The following is a 20,322-nucleotide window of genomic DNA, read 5'->3' as shown; positions in this document are numbered from 1 at the left end:
GAGGCAGTTGTACGACGCGTTGAGTTCGCCGTCGTCGAACCATTTGTAGAACGGCGCGTCGCTCTCGTCGAGCACCTTCGTGAACGGCTTGTGCCAGCTGAGGCCCTCGCGCGCGAGACGCGCCCAGAAGCCTTCGTAATCCTGCTCGGCCTCGGCGGCCAGTGCACGGTAGGCCGGCATGCCGGAGATGTTGGCGCGCTCGCGCGCGTCGGCCGACGGTTCGAAGATTCGGTGTTCCTGCAGGATCGATACGAGGGCAGTCAAGGTGTTCTCCGTGGAAATCGTTGGTGTGCGGCCTGACTGTTGAAACGCAACTTGCATGCCAGTCGCGCGGGTATTCGGCCGCAGCGGCGTGCGTGCGCGTTGCAGTGCGGTTCACGTAGATCGATATGCAGTGCAAAGCATAAAAAGACCAGGCACTCGGTGCGCTTGCCGGCCTGCGCGTTGCGTCGAAATGCAGCAGCAGGTGTTGCAGGCGTCAACACGGCACACGATGCGCGGCGTGCACGCCGCTGGCCGGACGCCGCGCTACGCGATGAACGATCGGAGCGCGCCGAGCGCGTCGGATGCGCGAAGCCGCGCGAGCGCCGACGCCTCGATCTGCCGCACGCGTTCGGCGGACAGGTTCAACTGGCGGCCGATGTCGCGCAGCGAGCAGCCTTCGTCCGCATGCAGTCCGTAGCGCAACCGCAGGACCGTCGCTTCGCGCGGCGGTAGCCGGTCGATCGCGGCGGCGATCGTATGGCGCAACTGGGCGGCGCCGGCGGCGTCTTCGGGCGACGGCGACGACAGGTCCGGCGCGACGTCGGCGAACGTCATGTCGCCTTCCGGCGAGACCGGCAAGTCCGCCGACACCGGCTCCTTCACGATCGCCATCAGGTCGCGCACCTTGTCGACCGGCTCGCCCATGTGGACGGCCAGTTCGGCCGGCGTCGCGGCCGTGCCCGCGCGTTGCCGATGCTCGCGCGCGAGCCGCGACAGCTTGTTCAGTGCGTCGACCGTATGCGTCGGCACGCGGATCGTGCGGCCGAGGTCGGCGAGCGCATGCGTGATCGCCTGCCGGATCCACCAGGTCGCGTAGGTCGAGAAGCGGAAACCGCGCCGGTAGTCGTAGCGCTCGATCGCCTTCAACAGGCCGATGTTGCCTTCCTGGATCAGGTCGGCGAACGGCAGCCCGCGATCGGGATAGCGCTTCGCGATCGACACGACGAGCCGGAGGTTCGCGTCGAACAGGCCCGTCCTCGCCGGCTGCATCGCGCGCTCGATCGCAGCGAGCCGCGCATCGAGCGACGCGGTCGCGCCGGGCGGCAGCGCCGACGCCGGGGCATCGCGCACGATCGCGGCGCGTGCATCGACGAACTCGGCCGCGCGCCGCGTCAGCGTCGGCCCGCAGGCCGGATGGGCGGCGATGCACGACGCGAGCCAGCCCGCGTGGTCGTCGTCGCTCGACCGCGCAAACGACGGCGGGACGCCCACGTCGGCCAGCATCCGCGCGAGCCGGCCCCGCAGTGCGCGCTGCCGGCATGCGCGCTTGCGCAACGGTTCGCTCATCCGTTCGAGTGCGCGGGCGGACAGGCTCACCGTGCCGAGCAGCGCCGCGACGTCGCGGACTTGCGCGCGATACGCGGCGGAAGCGGTGCCGCCCGACAGCAGCGCCGCGCGCATGCCGCCGGCGAGCGCGTCGATGCGGGCGAGCCGTGCCACGACGGCGTCGCGCCAGGCCGAATCCTCCGGTGGCGTCGCGTCGTCGCGTGCGGGTTCGCCGGTGGAAGCGGGCGAAGCGTTCGCATCGACTGTGTCCGCCGGTCGATCGTCGCGAGGGCCGTCGGCGAGAAAGATCACGTAGGTCGACGCGGCGGTCCGGCATTCGGCGATCTCGGTGCGGATCGACACCAGCGCGTCGAGTGCATCGGGATCGCCGCACAGCACCGCGACCGCCGCCGCGCGGCCGCGCTCGATGCGCTGCGCGTACGCGAATTCCTCGTCGCGCGTGAGGAGCGGTGTCGTGCCCATCTCGCGCAGGTACAGCCGGACCGGGTCGGTCGTGCGCGGCGTGAGCAGGTCGGCCGCGGCGAGCGTGCCGGCGCCGTCGGCCCATGCACGCGCGGGCGGCGCGGGCCGGAAGTAGCGGTCGAGCGTCCAGCCGCTCGCGGTATCGGCGCTGTCGCACACCGCGATGCCGAGTTCGGCGAGCATCGCGGCGGCCGCATCGATGCCGCCGTCGCTCGCATCGTCGTCGGGCAGCGCGTCGATGATGTCGCCGCGCGTGACGAAGCCGCGCGACAGGCCGGTCGCGATCAGCGCGTGCAGATGCGCGACGGCGTGCGGCGGCGCGCCGTCGTCGATGCCGGCCGCGGGCGCCGGTGCGTGCCGCGCCGGCATCCCGTCGCGCGACGCGTCACGCGCGCTTCGCATACACGTTGCACCAGCCGTCCGCCGCGACCAGCTTGCCGCCGAACATCGGACACGTGCCGGCGGCATCCGCCGCTTCGCCCTTGTAGAAGCGGCAGTTCACGCAGCGCTGGCCGGCCTGGTATTTCGGGAACTGCGCGGCGTCGACGCTGGACGCGTGCGCGCGATAGCCGAGCGTCTTCGCGGCGGCGTCGTTCTCGTCGACGAGCGGCGGGGCCGCGAGTGCCGTGCGTGCGGCGGCGAGCGTCGCGCACAGGCCGATGGTATGGATGATGAAGGTTCTGCGGGAGGTCGGGTACGTCACGGTCGTTTCCTGGTGAAGATGAAATCGTGGGGAAGGGCGCGGCCCGCATCGCGTGGCGGAGCCGCTTGCCCCGTGTTACTGGCTCGCGTCCTTGTGCGCGGCGGGACCGGCGACGAGCGGCGCGCTCGACGCGTGGGCGGTATCGGCCGTCAACTTGCTCTTGCCGGCGGCATAGCCGTTCGACGCGAGCAGGAAGGCCATCAGGTCCGCGTAGTCTTCGTCCTTCAGCTTGCCGGGCTGGTCCGCCGGCATGTTGGTCGCCATGTAGCCGAACACGCCGCCGATCGTCAGGTGCGAATGCGACAGCGGCGCGAACGACGGGCCGCTCAGCGCGGGCGCGGTGTTGCCTTCGAGGTCGGCGCCGTGGCACTTCGCGCACGCATTGCCGTAGATTTCCTTGCCGTGTGCGACCTGGGCCGCGTCGAACGTCGGCGCGGCGTCGCCGCTGCTCGCGGCGACGCGGATGAAGCCGCCTGCGCTCACGTTGCGCGCGCGCAGCAGGCTAGCGGGCGCGCGGCCTGCGCTCGCCGTCGCGCCGTCGAGGAAACGCGACGGCGTGCGCGACTCGTGCGCTTCGAGCGCGCTGCCGGGCAGTGCCCACTTGCGGGTCAGCGCGGCGAGCCGACCGTTGTCCTTCATCTGCGTGAGTGCCGCGTCGATCCGCTGCTGCAACGCGGCCGAGCGCGGCGCGAACGCAAACGTGAGCTGCCACTCCGCATACGGCGACGAGGTCGCGCCGATGCGGAACGCCTGTTTCGGATGCGCGGCCTGGTACGCGACGACCGCCGGATACCAGACGATCGCGCGATGCGCGCGGCCGCGGGCGACCGCGTCGACCGTTTGCTCGGACGTGTTCTCGAGATCGAAGCGCGCGTTCTTCTGCTGAACCGCGATCAGTTGCGCGGGGCTCGCGTAGGTGGCCGCGACGATTTCCCGGCCGGTCGGCGGCGTGCCGGCATCGCGGCGCGTGACGCTCACGTAGCCGGAGCGCAGGTAGCCCTGCGAGAACAGCAGCTTCGTGTCGGATGCGTCGGCGATGGCCGAGCGCGGGAAGCCGGCGAGCACGTCGCAATCGCGTTCGAGGATGCCGGCGAGTTCGTGCGCGGATACGCCGTCGTCGTCGCTGCCGCCCGCGTCGTGTGCGGCGAAGCTGGCGACGATGCCGGCCGTGCGGAACACCTCGCGGGCGACGGCCTTGTCGAGCGCGGCCGTCGGCGTGCCGGGCAGCGAGCAGACGCGTACCGCCGTCGCGGCCGTGGACGGCACCGGGGTCAGCGCCGTGCCTGCCGCGAGCGCACTGGCCACGGCGAGGCGGGAAAGTCGGAGGTTCATGATCGTACGCTCGGTTGAAATGGAGAAGGGGGGCGGCACCCGCGCCGGCGGCGCGGGTGCGATGCGGTTGAACGGACGTCGATCAGCCGCGGTCGAGGGCGAACACGTACAGCGTGCCGCCGCGCGGCACGTCGTCCGCCGCCTTGGCCATCGGGCCGCCCCAGATCGGGTTGGCGCCGCCGTAGCCGGCGAGCACTGCTACGTACTCCTTGCCGTCGACTTCGAAGACGGACGGCTGCGCGATGATCCCGCTCGCGAGCTTCGGGCTCTCCCACAGCACCTTGCCGGTCGACACGTCGAACGCGTACAGGTGGCCGTCGAGCGAGCCGCTGAACGCGAGGCCGCTCGCGGTCGTCGCGACGCCGCCGTTCCACGGCAGCTTGCTCCAGTGGCTCCACACCTTCTTGCCGGTGTTCACGTCGATCGCCTGGAGTTCGCCGTAGCCTTCGCTGCCCGGCTCCGGCTTGATCTCGAAGCCTTCGCCGAGATACGGCAGCCCTTCCATGTAGTTGACCGACTTGCCCGACAGGCTCATGCATGCATGCAGCGCCGGGACGATCGCGAGATGGCGCACGGGGTCGTACGACATCGACCACCAGTTCTTGCCGCCGAGGAAGCTCGGGCACGTGTCGATCGTCGTGCCGACCTTCGGATACTTCGCGGGATCCTGGATCGGCGCGCCGTCTTCCGTGTAGCCGGTGACCGACGTCGCCTTCACGAACGGCTCCGCATAGATCAGCTTGCCGGTGTCGCGGTCGATCGCGTGGAAGTAGCCGTTGCGGTCGGCATGGACGATCGCGTCGTGTTCCTTGCCCTTGTACTTGATCGTCGCGAGCACCGGCGTGTTGACGCCGTCGTAGTCCCAGGTGTCGTGCTTCGTGTACTGGTAGTGCCACTTGAGGTCGCCGTTCTTCGGATCCAGCGCGAGCAGCGAATCGGAGTACAGGTTGTCGCCCGGCCGCAGGTCCGCGAGCCACGGCCCCGGGTTGCCGACGCCCCAGTACAGCGTGCGCGTCGCCGCGTCGTAGGTGCCGGTCAGCCAGGCCGGGGCGCCGCCGTGCGCCTGCATGCCGTCGGGCCAGGTATCGGCGTGCTTCTCGCCCTGGCCGGGGATCGTGAAGCGCTTCCACAGCAGCGTGCCGTCGTTCGGGCTGAGCGCCGCGATGAAGCCGCGTGCGCCGTATTCGCCGCCCGAGCTGCCGACCACGATCGCGCCGTCGAGCGCGAGCGGGGCGAGCGAGAACGCGTAGCCGAGCCCCGGTTCGAACATCTGCTTCTTCCACACGAGCGCGCCGGTCTGCGCGTCGAGCGCGGCCACCTCGCCGCTCAGCATCGCGACGTAGACGTTCTTGCCGTACAGCGCGACGCCGCGGTTCACGACGTCGCAGCAGGCCGTCTTGAACGATTCCGCGCCGAGCTTCGGTTCGTATTTCCACAGCTGCGCGCCGGTGGCCGCGTCGAACGCGTACACGTTGTCCTTCGGCGTGGTCACGAACAGGTAGCGGCCGTTGACGATCGGCGTGGCCTCGAAACCCTGCTTCAGCTCGGCCGGAAACTTGTAGCTCCACGCCTGCGTGAGCTGCTTCACGTTCGACGCGTCGATCTGCTTGAGCGGCGAATGCGCCTGGCCGCTGTACGTGCGGTAGTAGGTGAGCCAGCCCGGATCGCGTTGCGCATCCGTGAGCCGCTGGTACGTGACGGCCGGATAATCCGCGGCAGCGTCCACCAGGCCGGGATTCAAGGCGATCGCGGCAGCCGCCGCGATGCCGATCGTTGCCAGTCGGCTCGTCGAAGCCGAGAGTTTTTTCATGGTTGTCTCCTGAGTCATTGTGGTCGCACCGCGGCCAACACATGGCCGGGCCGGCAGGGTGGGGATCCGGGTCCAGTGCGCAGCTAGTCACGCAAATCGCATGCCACTGCGGCGCGCGCCTTGCCGCGCAAGGCGCAGCGGCCGATTGCGCGCGTTGCGGCGACGCGGGCGGCGCGGCGCGGGTGATCCGCGGGTGTTGCGTTCGGGGACAGCCGCGGGCCGAGTGTTGCGAAACATGACAACGCCGTGAGCGGACGTGAGCCGCGCGCATGCGATACGTGGCGCACGGCCAATCGCGGCGGTCATGCGCGAGGGCATGCCTGAATGAATGACGGTGCGGCGCAGGGACGGCGATCGTCGTCGACTGTGTGAGTAGATGGCGCGCCGTTACCCGGTGCGACGCACGCATGCAACGGACCGCGCGCCCGCGGCGGCGCGCTCGATCCGAACGACGATCGCGCATACGACTGCGCGAGCGCCGTACCGTTGATCCAAATTGACACAGGTGCAACAGCGGTGGCACGAACTGCAACAGGACGGCGGTTGCATATCGACGCGTGGCGGCTTCAACCTGCGCCGGCCGGGCGATGCGGGCATCGGCACGCTTCTTGCCGTTCGAACCGGCAACGATTCCGCGCAGCGAGAAACCACCATGCCCGTCCCGATGCCGTTCGATGCCAATCGCAGGTCCGACCGCCGCCGCGTGGTTGCGCTCGCATACGGCATCGCGCCGGTCGGCGCGGATGCGGCGACGATCGCGATGTCACAGGCCGTGCGCGCACGCGAACCGCTGCACACGGTCGCGCTGGCGGTATTCGCCGTCCATGCGGCCATCGCGGTCGCGCTGTGGCATGCATGGGTGCCAGCTGCCCGCCCGACGCTAGCCCGTGCGCTCGCCGTCGAAGTGGACGCGAGCGAATCTGCGCGGGTGGCCGAACCGGGCGAGCAGCGCCGTACGGATAGCGCAACACCGGTTCCCCCCGTGCACAGGCCTTCGCATGCGCGCCGCGAAACGGTCATGCCTCGGGAGATTCGGCCGAACCCGACGGTGCCGCGTCGGGTCGATCGCACAAGTCCTTCGCGCCAGCCCCCGGCCGCAACCGCCGTGGCGCGGCCGGACGGCGAATTGCAGGGAGCCGGGGCGGTACCGGAACCGGCGTCGCCGGCCGCCGCACACGCATCGGCCGATACCGAGACGGTGCCTGCGCACGCGGCGCCCGCCGCACCATCGGCAACCGCGCCCGAACCCGTCACCGCACCGCGGTTCGCGGCGGCGTACCTGCGCAATCCCGCGCCCGACTATCCGGACGTCGCGCAGCGGCGCGGCTGGGAAGGCACCACATTGCTGAACGTGCATGTGCTCGCGAGCGGCCGGCCCGACCAGGTCCTGCTGTCGGCGAGCAGCGGACACGACGCGCTCGACGAGGCGGCCGTCGCGGCGGTCACGGACTGGCGCTTCGTGCCGGCGAAACGCGGCACGGAATCGATCGACGGCTGGGTCAGGGTGCCGGTCGTGTTCAAACTCGGAAACTAGGGAGTCGTTCATGCATGACTACATCCACTACGCGGTTGTCAGTGCGTTTGCGCTTCTTGCGGTGCTGTCGGCGCTCACCTGGACGCTGATCGTCGTCAAGGCGCTGCTGTATGCGCGCGTCGCGCTCGGCAACCGCCGCTTTGCCGCGGGCCGCGGCGATCGCGCGGCACTGTCGATGCCGACGGACGACGAGGCGGCCGCCAGCCCGAACGCACGCCTGCAGCGCGCCGTGTGCGCCGCATTGCGCGATCTCGACGCACCCGAGCCGCACGCCCCGGCCACATTGGTTGCGTGGGACCGCCGCGACCTGCTCGAACGCACGCTCGCGCGCGCGATCCGGCGCGAACGGCGGCCGCTCGAGCGCGGGCTCACCGTGCTCGCGTCGATTGCGAACGTCGCGCCGTTCGTCGGGCTGTTCGGCACCGTGTTCGGCATCGTCCACACGTTGCAGTCGATGACGGCGTCGGCCACGAACGGCATCGATGCGATCGCGGGGCCGATCGGCCAGGCGCTGGTCGCGACCGGGATCGGGATCGGCGTCGCGATTCCGGCGGTGCTAGCTTACAACCTGTTCCTGCGGCAGCTCAAGACCGTGACGGCCGGGCTCGACGAGTTCGGGCAGGACCTGATCGCGCTGGCCGAACAGCGCCGCTTCCGGATCGACGCGCCGCTGCATGCCGCGCTGCCGGCGGCAAGCAATGCGGGCGTGCGCCGGGCGGCCGTATGAGGACGGACGAGCGCGAAGCCGACGCGGGCGAACCGCTCGGCGAGATCAACGTGACGCCGCTCGTGGACGTCGTCCTCGTGTTGCTGGTGATCTTCATGGTCGCGGCGCCGCTGATGACGCATGCGATCCGCGTCGACCTGCCGAAGGCAGCCGCGCCCGCGCGCGACCTGCGTGCGTCGACCGTCACCGTGACCGTCGACGCGCACGGCGCGGTCCGGATCGACGGCACGCCGGCCGCGCCGGCCGAGGTCGAAGCCGTGCTGGCACGCCGCGTCGCGCACGAACCGCAGACGAGCGTGAGCCTGCACGCGGACCGCAACGAGCCGTTCGGCACCGTGGCCGGCGTCATCGCGTCGATCGGACGCGCGCGTGTCGCGCATGTCGCGATCGCGACGGCGGACGGCGCTGCCGGGCCGGCGCCGTGAAGCGAACGAGGGCGGCGGAGATGGTCGCCGACCCATCGATACGGATAACGATATAACGACGCAAAGACAAGAAAAGAGGAGACGTGGAGATGCAGGAAACCGATGGGGCGAAGCGCAGCTTCGCCGCACGGCGCGCGGGCGTGGCTCTGTGCTTCGGCGGCATGCTCGGCGGCTGGCTGGCGCCCGCGTCGGCGCAGGTCGAACCGGCCGGCAACGCCGATGCGCCGACGCTCGCGCCGATCGTCGTCGTCGGCACGACGCCGCTGCTCGGGATCGGCACGCCGCTCTCGCGCGTGCCGGCCAACGTGCAGACGATTCGCGGCGAGGACCTCGCGCGCCAGCACGACAGCGTGCTGACCGACTACTTCGAGAAGAACGTCTCGAGCGTCGACATCAACGAGGCACAGGGCAATCCGTACCAGACGGATGTGAACTACCGCGGCTTCACCGCGTCGCCGGTCGTCGGCACGCCGCAGGGGCTGTCGGTGTTTGTCGACGGCGTACGCGTCAACGAGCCGTTCGGCGACGTCGTGAACTGGGACCTGATCCCGCAGGCGGCGATCGACACGATGCAGCTGATCCCCGGTTCGAATCCGACCTACGGCCTCAACACGCTCGGCGGCGCGCTCGCGATCACGACGAAGAACGGCAGGACGAGCCCGGGCGGCGCCGCACAGGTATCGATCGGATCGTGGGGACGCAAGACCGCGCAGATCGAGCAGGGCGGACGCGTCGGCAGCCACCTCGACTATTACGTGACGGGCAACGTCGCGAACGACAACGGCTGGGCCGATCACAACGCGAGCCGCGTGCGGCAGGGCTTCGGCAAGCTGCGCTACACGGACGCCGATACGACGCTGTCGATCTCGGCCGGCGGCGCGGACAACGCGCTGCAAGGCTCGCAGACGATTCCGCGCACGTTTCTCGACAATCGCGCGCAGGCCTACACCTATCCCGACCTGAACCGCAACAGCGCCGCGTACGTCACCGTGGCGGGCGACCATTCGTTCGGCGACCACGTGCAGTTGAGCGGGAACGTCTATTACCGGCACTATCGCAACACCAACATCAGCAGCAATGTGAACGACGATTTCGGCAGCGTCGACGGCAGCGGCGCCACCGACACCGTGCAGGCAGCCAACGCCCGCTCGGTGATCGCGACCGACAGCTACGGCGCGAACCTGCAGCTGACGCTGCTCGGCAAGCTCGCCGGCATGGACAACCAGTTCGTGGCGGGCGCATCCGCCGATCTCGCGAACTCGGGGTTCGAGCAATCGTCGCAGGATGCGATGTTCACGGCGACGCGCGCGACGGTCGGCATCGGCGACTTCACGCAGACGACGCGCGCGAAGACGCGCAACGCGAACTACGGCGTCTACTTCGACGACACGCTCGCGCTGACGCGGCAATGGTCGCTGACGCTGGCCGGCCGCTACAACGTGTCGCGCGCGGCGATCGAGGACGTGAGCGGCCTGCAGCCGCTGCTGACCGCGCGCCATACGTTCGCGCGGTTCAATCCGGCCGTCGGCGTCACGTGGAATCCGGCGCCGGGCTTCACCGCGTATGCGACGTACAACGAAGGAATGCGCTCGCCGACCGCGATCGAGCTCGCGTGCGCCGATCCGGCCGCACCGTGCTCGTTGCCGAACGACTTTCTCGCCGATCCGGCGCTAAAGCCCGTGATCGCGAAGACGATCGAGCTGGGCGCGCGCGGCCGGGCAGGCCAGGAGACGACGTGGAGCGCGGCCGTCTACCGCACGACGCTCGACGATGACATCCAGTTCATCAGCAGCAACGGCGGCGCGAGCACGCTCGGTTATTTCCAGAACGTCGGCAAGACGCGCCGGCAAGGCTTCGAACTCGCGGGCCACACGCGGCTCGGGCCGCTCGGCATCGGCGTCAGCTACAGCTATGTCGACGCCAGCTACCGCTCGACGTGGGCCGAAAGCAGCGCGAGCAATTCGAGCGCCGATGCGCACGGCAACATCGTCGTCCGCTCCGGCGACCGCATTCCCGGGATTCCGTCGAGCACCGTGAAGCTGCGGCTCGACTATGCGGCGACGCCGACGTGGACCGTCGGCACCCGCATCACCTATCGCAGCGGCGTGTTCGCGCGCGGCGACGAGAACAACCAGGACGTGAACGGCAAGGTGCCCGGCTATGTCCTCATCGATCTCGATACGACCTGGCAGGTCACGAAGCAGCTGCAACTGTTCGCGTCGGTCACCAACCTGCTCGACAAGCGCTATGCGAGCTTCGGGATGCTCGGCCGGAACTTCTTCAATGGTCCGAACCATTCGTTCGACGGGCTCAATGCCGTCAACGAACAGTTCGTCGGGCCGGGCGCGCCGCGCGGCGCATGGGTCGGCGCGCGCTATGCGTGGGACTGAACGGGCGGCTCGGCGTGTTGCGGTGTGGCTGCCGCCGTGACGTCGAGCATCTTGCGTACCGCGCGGGCGACGCCACGCGCGAGCGCAGCATCGCTCGCGAGATGCCCGGCCGGCACGCGCTCGACGATGGCGGCCGGCACCGCGCGCGCGAGTCGATCGACGTTGTCGACAGGGCACACGCGGTCGCGCGTGCCGTGCACCGCATGTATCGGCACGCCGGCTTGCGCGGCCTGCCGCGCGAGCGCCAGCAAGCGGCGTTCGCCGAGCCAGCAATGGCGTTGCAGGTAGTGCGCCTGGATCCGGTACTTGTCGACCAGCCGGTCGATCGCGGCCTGCGTCGGCCGCGCGCCGCGCGCCGGCCGCCCGGTCAGGATCGCGTCTTCATACGCGTTCCATGCGAGCGCGACCGCGCGCTGCCGTGCCGCGCCGGCACCCGGCTGGAGACGCCGCGCGCAGCAGGCGATCAGGCGATCGGCGCGCGCGGTGCCGGCGGCGGCCGTCAGGCGCTGCCAGGCCCGCGGCGCGCGTGCGCGTGCACCGACGAACAGGCCGCGCACTTCGCGCGACGACGTGAGGAACAACCCGCGCAGCACGACGCCGGTGACGCGCGACGGATGCCGTCCCGCGTAGGCGAGCGCGAGCGCCGCGCCCCACGACCCGCCGACGACGCCCCAGCGTGCGATGCCGAGCCGCGCGCGCAGCGCGTCGAGATCGCCGATCAGTCGCATCGTGTCGTTGTGACGCAGGCCGCCGCGCGGCGTCGATGCACCCGCGCCGCGCTGGTCGACCAGCACGACGCGCGTGCGCGTCAGGTCGAACAGGCGCAGCGCGGCCGGCCGGCTGCCGCTGCCGGGTCCGCCGTGCAGCACGACGACCGGAGCGCCGCGCGGATTGCCGGCTTCGGTCCACGCGATCGTGCATGCATCGCGGGACAGGCGGCGCACGGGGAGGGCGAAGCGGGGGCTGCGTGATGGCGACATGTCGGCCGGGTATAGACGGAGAGGGAAAGGCAATCGCGCGATGCGGCCGCGCTCGACCCGTATGAAGCCAGATTCGCGCCGGCGATGAAGATAGGGATTCGTCCGGGTGGCGGCACGCGTGCGTTTCACGTTATCACGTCGATCACGCGCTCGGGACGCCGCATCGACGGCAAGCCAGTGCCGTCATTTCATTTCCCTTTCAATTTCGGTCGGCGCGGCGATGCAACGAAACCAGATCGTGCGCGCATCCCGTCGTGGCCCGATGTTTGCTTGCATCAAGGGCAAAGAGTCCGGCACGACCGGAAGGATCCCCGGAGGAGACAATGCGCGATGACGTTCATCCGACGGCCAACGCACGGGCCACGCATGCGCCCGGCTGGCCGACGCCGACGATCCAGAAGTCCCATGAGCGGTCCGAGACGTTCGGCCTGCAGGCGTCGGCACGTCCCGACTACGACCTGCTGTCCGGCGCCGCGCTGGCGCTCAAGCGCGAGCAGAACCGCGTGCTGTGCGTGCATGCGATGCCCGTGATGGAGACGCTGCACGAGCAGATCGTCAATACGCAGAGCATGATCGTGCTGACCGATGCGGAAGGGCTGATCCTGCATTCGATCGGCGACGACGATTTCCTGCGGCGCGCGGAACGGGTCGCGCTGCGCCCCGGCGCGAACTGGGCCGAGAACCGGCAGGGCACCAACGCGATCGGCACCGCGCTCGCGGAGCTGTGTCCGATGGTCGTGCACGGCGACCAGCACTTCCTAGCCGCGAACCATTTCCTGACCTGCTCGAGCGTGCCGATTCTCGATCCGTACGGCGACGCGATCGGCGTGCTCGACGTGACGGGCGACCACCGCAGCTATCACCAGCACACGATGGCGCTCGCGAAGATGTCGGTGCAGATGATCGAGAACCACCTGTTCACGACGACCTTCCAGGAGACGCTGCAGGTGTCGTTCCACGGCCGCCCGGAATTCCTCGGCACGCTGATGGAAGGGATCGTCGCGTTCACCGCCGACGGCCGCTTCCTGTCGGCCAACCGCAGCGCGCAGTTCCAGCTCGGGATGCCGCTCGCCGCGCTGCGCGCGCATACGCTCGCGTCGCTGTTCGACGTGACGAGCGCGCAACTGATCGACCGGATGCGCGCGAGCACCGAGCCGCACGTGTCGCTGAACCTCGGCAACGGCGCGGTGGTCTGCGCGCGCGTGCAGTTCCGGCGCGCGTTGCGGCCCGAGGGCAGCCGGCCCGCCGAGGTGCACGACGGCACAGCGCCCGCCGCGCGGCCGCCTGCCGCGCAGGGCGCGGCGAGCCTGTCGCGCCTCAGCTATCTCGACACCGGCGATCCGCAGGTCGCGGCGGTGATCGCGAAGGTCCGCAAGGTGATCGGCAAGGACATTCCGGTGCTGATCACCGGCGAAACCGGCACCGGCAAGGAACTGCTCGCGCAGGCGATCCACAACGACTCGCTGCGCCGCGACGGGCCGTTCGTCGCCGTCAACTGCGCGTCGATTCCGGAGACGCTGATCGAATCCGAGCTGTTCGGCTATGAGGAGGGCGCGTTTACCGGCGCCCGCCGTAAGGGCGCGACCGGCAAGCTGCTGCAGGCCAACGGCGGCACGCTGTTCCTCGACGAAATCGGCGACATGCCGTATCCGCTGCAGGTGCGGCTGCTGCGCGTGCTGCAGGAGCGCATCGTCAATCCGCTCGGCTCGACGAAGGCGATCGGCGTCGACATCGCGATCATCTGCGCGACCCACCGCGACCTGCGCGAGATGATCGCGCAGAACCGCTTCCGAGAGGACCTGTACTACCGGCTCAACGGCCTCGTCGTACGGCTGCCGCCGCTGCGCGACCGCACGGACCTCGCGGTGGTCGTCCAGAAGATGCTGCAGCGGGAGACGCTGTCGGGGCCCGGCCGCCGGCCGTTGAGCGTCGCGCCCGACGTGATGGCGCTGTTCGAGCGTTGCGCGTGGCCGGGCAACTTCCGGCAGCTCGCGAACCTGCTGCGCACCGCGGCCGCGATGGTCGACGACGACTGCGAGATCCGCTGCGAGCATTTGCCGGACGACTTCTTCGACGACGTGCGGCGCGACTGTGGCGCGGCGGCGCAGGGCGCCGCTGCGCCGCCGCAGCAGCTCGCAGCGGATGCGCCCGCGCCAGCGTTCGCGAACGCGACCACGGCCGGTGATGCGCGGTTGCAGGACGTGGCCGCATCCGCGATTGCGGCCGCGCTTGCGCGCCATGGCGGCAACGTGTCCGCCGCCGCACGCGCGCTCGGCGTGTCGCGCAACACGATCTACCGCAAGATGCCGGCCGCCGGGCCGGATGCGCTGGAGCCGGACGAACCCTGACGGAAGCCGTGACTGTCACACCGGTGTGTCAGGTTGCAACACCCGGTGTTCAAGGATTCAACACTTGCTCACCAGGCCGCACGCATCGTGAACCGTCGCTCGACGGATTCTGAAATGTTTATGTCGGTCAATCGTAAGGATTCCGGTACCGTGACCACCCGGCGGTGGCCGCACGCCTGCGCACACCGCCGCGCGACGCAAATCCGGCCCCGGCACGCTCCTTGCTGAATGGGTATCGGCCGCTCGATCGATGCGGTTTGTTCGACTCACCAACTCAACAAGGAGACACATCATGCAGTGGACCACCCCGGCTTATACCGACCTGCGTTTCGGTTTCGAAATCACGATGTACATCGCCAACCGCTGATCGACGCGCGCAGTGCCGCCCGCATCGACGGACACGATGCGGGCGGCACCCGGAGCACACGCAGATGAAGATCAAGATACTCGGCTCGGGCGCCGGCGGCGGGCTGCCGCAATGGAACTGCAACTGCGGCAACTGCCGTCGCGCGCGGGCCGGCACCGACGGCATCGTGCCGCGCACGCAATCGTCGATCGCCGTCAGCGGCGACGGCAGCGACTGGGTGCTGGTGAACGCGTCGCCGGACATCCTCGCGCAACTGCGCGCCGCCCCCGACCTGCAGCCCGCCCGCGCGATCCGCGACAGCGCGATCGTCGCCGTCGTGCTGTGCGACGCGCAGATCGATCACGTGACGGGCCTGCTGATGCTGCGCGAACGCACGTCGCCGCTGCCGCTGTACGCGAGCGCACCGGTGCTCGACGACCTGTCGACCGGGCTGCCGCTCGTGCCGCTGCTCGGCCACTACTGCGGGGTCGACGTCCACCCGATCGCGCCGGGCCAGCCGTTCGCCATCGCGGGCGCCGGCGGCCTTCGCTTCACCGCCGTGCCGGTCGACAGCAAGCCGCCGCCGTATTCGCCGCGCCGCGAGGCGAGCGTGCCGGGCGACAACATCGCACTCCTGATCGACGATACGGCGACCGGCCGGCACGCGTTCTACGCGCCGGGGCTCGCCGACGTCGACGACGGCGCGCGCGCCGCGATGCGCGACGCCGATCTCGTGCTGGTGGACGGCACCTTCTGGACCGGCACCGAGATGATCGACCTCGGCCTGTCGTCGAAGCACGCGGCCGACATGGGGCATCTCGCGCAGTGCGGCGACGCGGCGCGGCCCGGGATGATCGAGCAGTTGCGGCAGTTGCCGGCGCACACGCGCAAGGTCCTCACGCACATCAACAACACGAATCCGATTCTCGACCCCGGTTCCGCGCAGCGCGCGCAGTTGCGCGAGCACGGCATCGAGGTCGCCCACGACGGCATGCAATTCGAGGTCTGACCATGAACGCACCGATTCCCGCCGCGGCGCTGCACGCGACGCCCTGGAGTGCGCAGGAGTTCGAGGCGCGCCTGCGCGCGCTCGAATCGCGCTACCACATCCATCATCCGTTCAACCGGCGCTTGAACACCGGCGCGTGCTCGCCGGCGCAGATCCGCGGCTGGGTCGCGAACCGCTTCTACTATCAGGTCAGCATTCCGCTGAAGGACGCGGCGATCCTGTCCAACTGCCCGGACCGCGACACGCGCCGGCTGTGGGTCGAGCGGATTCTCGACCACGACGGTCACGGCGGCCAGGAAGGCGGGATCGAGGCCTGGGCGCGGCTCGGCGAGGCGGTCGGCATCGAGCGCGCGGAGCTGTGGTCGCTCGCGCACGTGCTGCCCGGCGTGCGGTTCGCGGTCGACGCCTACGTCAATTTCGCGCGGCACGCGCCGTGGCAGGAGGCCGTGTGCTCGTCGCTGACCGAGATGTTCGCGCCGCAGATCCACCTCGACCGGCTCGCGGGCTGGCTGTCCCACTATCCGTGGATCGAGGCGGACGGGCTGCAGTATTTCCGCAGCCGCGTGCCGCTCGCGCAGCGCGACGTCGAACACGGGCTCGCGGTGACGCTGAGCCATTTCACGACACCGGACGCGCAGCGGCGCGCGCTCGACATCCTGTCGTTCAAGCTGGATGTGCTGTGGTCGATTCTCGACGCGATTGAAAAGGCGTACTCCGCATGAACTCCAACGAAGCCGTCAGCGGCGTGCCGCTGCGCCCCGCGCTGAGGGGCATGTACCGCCTGCAGTGGGAGGCGGCCCAGGATGCGTACGTGCTCCTGTATCCGGAAGGCATGGTCCGGCTCAACCCGAGCGCGGGCGAGATCCTCGCGCGCTGCGACGGCAAGCGCGAGCTCGACGACATCATCGACGAGCTCGAGCGGCTGTTCAGCACGTCGGATCTCGCGTCGGACGTCTATCGTTTCCTCGATCATGCGCGACTGCGCGGCTGGCTCGACTGACATGGACATGACACCGCCTCCGAACCGCCCGAGCGCGCCGCTGTGGCTGCTCGCCGAGCTCACGTACCGCTGTCCGCTGCACTGCGCGTTCTGCTACAACCCCGTCGACTTCGCGACGCACGGCGCGGAGCTCGACACCGACGCGTGGCGCACGGTGATCAGCGACGCGCGCGCGCTCGGCGCCGCGCAGATCGGTTTTTCCGGCGGCGAACCGCTGCAGCGCGACGATCTGGAGGTGCTGGTCGAGCACGCGCGGTCGCTGGGTTTCTATACCAACCTGATCACGTCGGGCGTGGGCCTGAATGCCGCGCGCATCGGCCGGCTCAAGGCGGCCGGGCTCGATCATGTCCAGCTGTCGCTGCAGGATTCGACGCGCGAGCTGAACGACTTCCTGACCAGCACGCGCACCTTCGACCTCAAGCGCGGCGTCGGGCGGCTGATCAAGTCGCATGGCTATCCGATGGTGCTGAATTGCGTGCTGCACCGGTACAACCTGCCGCACGTCGGCCAGATCATCGAGATGGCGCTCGACCTCGGCGCGGATTTTCTCGAGCTTGCCAACACGCAGTATTACGGCTGGGCGATGCTGAATCGCGACCAGCTGATGCCGACCGCCGAACAGCTGCGCGAAGCGGAGGAAACGGTCAATCGCTACCGGAAGCTCGTCGGCGAACGGTGCAAGATCCTGTTCGTCGTGCCCGACTACTTCGAGCAGCGGCCGAAGGCCTGCATGAACGGCTGGGGCTCGGTGTTCCTCGGCGTCGCGCCGGACGGCACCGCGCTGCCGTGCCATGCCGCGCGCGGGTTGCCGGGCCTCGCGCTGCCGAACGTGCGCGACCGGTCGCTGCAGGAGATCTGGTACGACAGCGACGCATTCAACGCGTTTCGCGGCGACGGGTGGATGCGCGATCCGTGCCGCACCTGCGACGAGCGTCACACGGATCACGGCGGGTGCCGCTGCCAGGCGTACATGCTGGCCGGCGATCCGGCGCAGGCCGATCCGGTCTGCGCGAAGTCCGAACATCACGGCCGGGTCGAACAGGTCGTGCAGTTCGCGCGGCGGGCAGCGCGGGAGGACGAGCGGCCGCTGATCTTTCGCAGTATTGCAAATTCGATCGCGAGTTGAGCGGCAGCGGGCGGCACGTCGGTGAGCCTCACTTGTTCGATCGCTTGACCGCTTGCCGCGCCGCCTGCTCGAGCAGCGCCGCGAACGCCGCTTCGTCGACGCGCAGGCCCCTCGGCGTGCGGCGCACCTGCAGCGCCGCGAGCATCCCGGCCTCGAACGTATCGAGCACCACCGGATGAATGTAGCAGCGCCGGCACACGGCCGGCGTGTTGCGCAAGACCTCGGCGACGGTGCGCACCGTTTCGACGATCTGCTTGCTGGCGTGCGCGACGTCCTGCTGCGGGACGCGCCGCAGCAACGCCAGCGCCTGCACGCTGCCTGCCCACGTCCGGTAATCCTTGGCCGTGAACGCCGCGCCCGCTGCGTCGCGCAGATAGTCGTTCACGTCGCACGAGCCGACCGAATGGCGCGTGCCGTCTTCGTCCAGATACTGGAACAGCTCGTGTCCCGGCAGCTCCGCGCAACGGCGCACGATGCGGCCGACGCGCGGGTCGTCGACCGTCACGTCGTGCTCGATCCCGCTCTTGCCCGTGAAGCGCAGCCGCACCTGTCCCGGACCGATCGTCACGTGGCGCTTGCGCAGCGTCGTCAGCCCGTACGACGCGTTCTCGCGCGCATACTCGGCGTTGCCGATCCGCGCAAGCGTCGTGTCGAGCAGCCGGACGACCGTCGCGACGATCTTCGCGCGCGGCATGCCGGGCAGCGCGAGATCGCGTGCGACGCGTGCGCGGATGCGCGGCAGCGCGCGGGCGAATTCAGCCATCCGTGCGTACTTGTTCGCGTCGCGTGTCGCGCGCCACTGTGGGTGATAACGATACTGCTTGCGTCCGCGCGCGTCGCGCCCCGTCGCCTGCAAATGGCCGCGCGGGTCCGTGCAGATCCACACGTCGGTGTAGGCGGGCGGAATCGCGAGCGCGTTGATGCGGGCGATCTCGTCGGCGTCGCGGATCCGCGTGCCGTCCGGCGCGTAGTACGCGAAGCCGTTGCGCAGCCGCCGGCGCGTGTAGCCGGGGCGCCGGTCGTCGACGTGGCGCAGCGGCACGGCGGACACGTCTGCGTCCGAAGGTGCCGCGCGGGGCGTGCGCGTCTTCATGCTGCGATGCGTCGATCGACGCGCGCGGTTGATCCGCGCATCGGCGGTGCGGGTTCCGCTCGTCGCTGCTGCGGGCATCGTCTTCTCCTTGTCGTTCGCGCGATTCGGAGCGTGACAGCAAGAAGCGTGCGCCGTGCTTTCTGAGCCATGCCGTTACCGTTGCGCCGGCCGATCATGGAGAAAAACAATCCGTGTGGCGTTCTCGTTGATTGCCCCGAGTTCATTTCACGAGCGGCCCCGTCCGCTTAGGTGTTTATACGTATGCCGATACCGATATCGCTTCAATCCAATATTTCATTGGAAGGTTATCGGACTTGTTCCTAGACTGATCCGGGGCGTACATCTCGGGCCGGCCGCAACGGCCGGGCCGCATCGCCCCGAACCGCGCCCGTGCCACGCAGAACCACAACAGCACGACACGGCACCGCGCCAGGCCGGCGCCGCGGCATACAACGACACCATCGGAGACGGACCATGACATTCATCAGGAAGCTGGCGGCCGGCGCGATCGTCGCCGCGGCGACGGTGCTGGCCACCGGCGCGCACGCGCAGCAAAAGCCGATCACGCTCGGGTTCTCGCAGGTCGGCGCGGAAAGCGCGTGGCGCACCGCGAACACCGTGTCGGTGAAGGGCGCGGCGAAGGAGGCCGGCATCAACCTGAAATTCTCGGACGCGCAGCAGAAGCAGGAGAACCAGATCCGCGCGATCCGTTCGTTCATCGCGCAGAAGGTCGACGTGATCGCGTTCTCGCCGGTCGTCGAGTCGGGCTGGGAGCCGGTGCTGACCGAAGCGAAGGCGGCCCGTATTCCGGTGATCCTGACCGATCGCGGCGTCGACGTGAAGGATCCGTCGCTGTACGTGACGATGATCGGTTCGGACTTCCTCGAGGAAGGGCGGCGCGCGGGCCACTGGCTGGAAGAGCGCTACAGGAACGACGCGGGCCCGGTCAACATCGTCGAGCTGCAGGGCACGGTCGGCTCGGCGCCCGCCAACGACCGCCGCGCGGGCCTGCTCGAAGTGATCAAGAACAATCCGAAGTTCAAGGTGATCGCGTCGCAAAGCGGCGACTTCACGCTCGCCGGCGGCAAGCAGGTGATGGAAGCGTTCGCGAAGACCTACGGCAAGCAGATCAACGTCGTCTACGCGCACAACGACGACATGGCGCTCGGCGCAATCCAGGCGATGGAAGAAGCCGGCATCAAGCCCGGCAAGGACGTGAGTGTCGTGTCGTTCGATGCGACCAAGGGCGGCTTCCAGGCGATGGTCGCCGGCAAGATCAACGTCGACGTCGAATGCAGCCCGCTGCTCGGCCCGCAGCTGATGACCGCGGTGAAAGACGTGGTCGCCGGCAAGCAGCTGCCGAAGCGCATCGTCACGAACGAGACGGTGTTCCCGATGAGCGTCGCGGCGCAGGTGCTGCCGACCCGCAAGTACTGAATCCCGGCGCACGCGGACGGCGGCGCGTTCGACGCCGTCCGGCCGCCGC

At 69.5% G+C, this 20,322-nt stretch carries 18 protein-coding genes; 11 read left to right on the top strand and 7 right to left on the bottom strand.

Annotation, left to right across the window (positions count from 1 at the left end; all coding sequences use genetic code 11):
* From U4012_RS32260 to U4012_RS32240, 5 genes are all read right to left on the bottom strand, one after another.
* Positions 1-321: acetyl-coenzyme A synthetase N-terminal domain-containing protein (locus U4012_RS32260; RefSeq protein ID WP_415750422.1), on the bottom strand; the 321-nt coding region annotated here is incomplete at its 3' end.
* Positions 322-528: 207 nt separating this feature from the next.
* A complete protein-coding gene (locus U4012_RS32255) occupies positions 529-2,382 on the bottom strand; it encodes a sigma-70 family RNA polymerase sigma factor (RefSeq protein WP_321803642.1) in 1,854 nt (617 codons plus the stop codon).
* A 16-nt stretch (positions 2,383-2,398) separates the two neighbouring features.
* Complete coding sequence (locus U4012_RS32250) at positions 2,399-2,716, bottom strand: high-potential iron-sulfur protein (RefSeq protein ID WP_321803630.1); 318 nt, start codon at positions 2,714-2,716, stop codon at positions 2,399-2,401.
* A gap of 75 nt (positions 2,717-2,791) precedes the next feature.
* On the bottom strand, positions 2,792-4,048 hold the full coding sequence (locus U4012_RS32245) for a c-type cytochrome (RefSeq protein WP_321803628.1): 1,257 nt from the start codon (positions 4,046-4,048) through the stop codon (positions 2,792-2,794).
* Positions 4,049-4,130: 82 nt separating this feature from the next.
* The gene (locus tag U4012_RS32240; protein ID WP_044849070.1) at positions 4,131-5,858 is read right to left on the bottom strand and encodes a methanol/ethanol family PQQ-dependent dehydrogenase; all 1,728 of its coding nucleotides are present in this window, start codon (positions 5,856-5,858) and stop codon (positions 4,131-4,133) included.
* Between the two features lie 652 nt (positions 5,859-6,510).
* On the opposite strand from U4012_RS32240, the gene U4012_RS32235 reads away from it, so the two are divergent.
* The 4 genes from U4012_RS32235 (at position 6,511) to U4012_RS32220 (ending at position 10,934) form a co-directional block, all read left to right on the top strand.
* On the top strand, positions 6,511-7,392 hold the full coding sequence (locus tag U4012_RS32235; protein ID WP_321803625.1) for an energy transducer TonB: 882 nt from the start codon (positions 6,511-6,513) through the stop codon (positions 7,390-7,392).
* A gap of 10 nt (positions 7,393-7,402) precedes the next feature.
* Positions 7,403-8,119 carry a MotA/TolQ/ExbB proton channel family protein gene (locus U4012_RS32230; protein ID WP_321803623.1) on the top strand — a complete coding sequence of 239 codons (717 nt, stop codon included), beginning with the start codon at positions 7,403-7,405 and terminating at the stop codon, positions 8,117-8,119.
* A complete protein-coding gene (locus tag U4012_RS32225; protein WP_321803620.1) occupies positions 8,116-8,544 on the top strand; it encodes a biopolymer transporter ExbD in 429 nt (142 codons plus the stop codon). Before U4012_RS32230 ends, U4012_RS32225 begins: the two co-directional genes overlap by 4 nt.
* A gap of 89 nt (positions 8,545-8,633) precedes the next feature.
* A complete protein-coding gene (locus U4012_RS32220) occupies positions 8,634-10,934 on the top strand; it encodes a TonB-dependent receptor (RefSeq protein ID WP_321803618.1) in 2,301 nt (766 codons plus the stop codon).
* Here U4012_RS32220 and U4012_RS32215 read toward each other — a convergent pair.
* Positions 10,919-11,914, bottom strand: a complete 996-nt coding sequence (locus tag U4012_RS32215) for an alpha/beta fold hydrolase (RefSeq protein ID WP_321803617.1) — start codon at positions 11,912-11,914, stop codon at positions 10,919-10,921. The two genes, U4012_RS32220 and U4012_RS32215, sit on opposite strands and share 16 nt — an antisense overlap.
* A 323-nt stretch (positions 11,915-12,237) precedes the next feature.
* Between U4012_RS32215 and U4012_RS32210 the strand changes: the two genes are divergently transcribed.
* From U4012_RS32210 to pqqE, 6 genes are all read left to right on the top strand, one after another.
* A complete protein-coding gene (locus U4012_RS32210; RefSeq protein WP_321803614.1) occupies positions 12,238-14,262 on the top strand; it encodes a sigma-54-dependent Fis family transcriptional regulator in 2,025 nt (674 codons plus the stop codon).
* Positions 14,263-14,554: 292 nt separating this feature from the next.
* Positions 14,555-14,629 (top strand): pyrroloquinoline quinone precursor peptide PqqA, encoded by a 75-nt coding sequence (pqqA, locus tag U4012_RS32205; protein WP_006410019.1) that lies wholly within the window; start codon positions 14,555-14,557, stop codon positions 14,627-14,629.
* Between the two features lie 64 nt (positions 14,630-14,693).
* Positions 14,694-15,617: a pyrroloquinoline quinone biosynthesis protein PqqB gene (gene pqqB, locus U4012_RS32200; protein ID WP_321803612.1), complete on the top strand. Its 924-nt coding sequence runs from the start codon at positions 14,694-14,696 to the stop codon at positions 15,615-15,617.
* A 2-nt stretch (positions 15,618-15,619) separates the two neighbouring features.
* The gene (gene pqqC, locus U4012_RS32195) at positions 15,620-16,339 is read left to right on the top strand and encodes a pyrroloquinoline-quinone synthase PqqC (protein ID WP_321803610.1); all 720 of its coding nucleotides are present in this window, start codon (positions 15,620-15,622) and stop codon (positions 16,337-16,339) included.
* A complete protein-coding gene (pqqD, locus tag U4012_RS32190; RefSeq protein WP_044849078.1) occupies positions 16,336-16,617 on the top strand; it encodes a pyrroloquinoline quinone biosynthesis peptide chaperone PqqD in 282 nt (93 codons plus the stop codon). The genes pqqC and pqqD overlap by 4 nt, the downstream gene beginning before the upstream one ends.
* A gap of 7 nt (positions 16,618-16,624) precedes the next feature.
* Complete coding sequence (gene pqqE, locus U4012_RS32185) at positions 16,625-17,743, top strand: pyrroloquinoline quinone biosynthesis protein PqqE (protein WP_321803607.1); 1,119 nt, start codon at positions 16,625-16,627, stop codon at positions 17,741-17,743.
* 28 nt (positions 17,744-17,771) lie between these two features.
* On the opposite strand, the gene U4012_RS32180 is transcribed toward pqqE, so the two are convergent.
* Positions 17,772-18,836: a DNA topoisomerase IB gene (locus tag U4012_RS32180; RefSeq protein ID WP_321803639.1), complete on the bottom strand. Its 1,065-nt coding sequence runs from the start codon at positions 18,834-18,836 to the stop codon at positions 17,772-17,774.
* 474 nt (positions 18,837-19,310) lie between these two features.
* Between U4012_RS32180 and U4012_RS32175 the strand changes: the two genes are divergently transcribed.
* Positions 19,311-20,273, top strand: coding sequence for an ABC transporter substrate-binding protein (locus U4012_RS32175; protein ID WP_124523762.1), 963 nt, complete (start codon positions 19,311-19,313; stop codon positions 20,271-20,273).
* Positions 20,274-20,322 lie beyond the last annotated feature (49 nt).

The sequence above is a fragment of the Burkholderia sp. BCC1988 genome (assembly GCF_905339895.1).
In the GTDB taxonomy this organism is placed as follows: Bacteria; Pseudomonadota; Gammaproteobacteria; order Burkholderiales; family Burkholderiaceae; genus Burkholderia.
The sequence above is the reverse complement of the archived record's forward strand: the minus strand, read 5'-3'. Positions and strand labels throughout refer to the sequence as shown.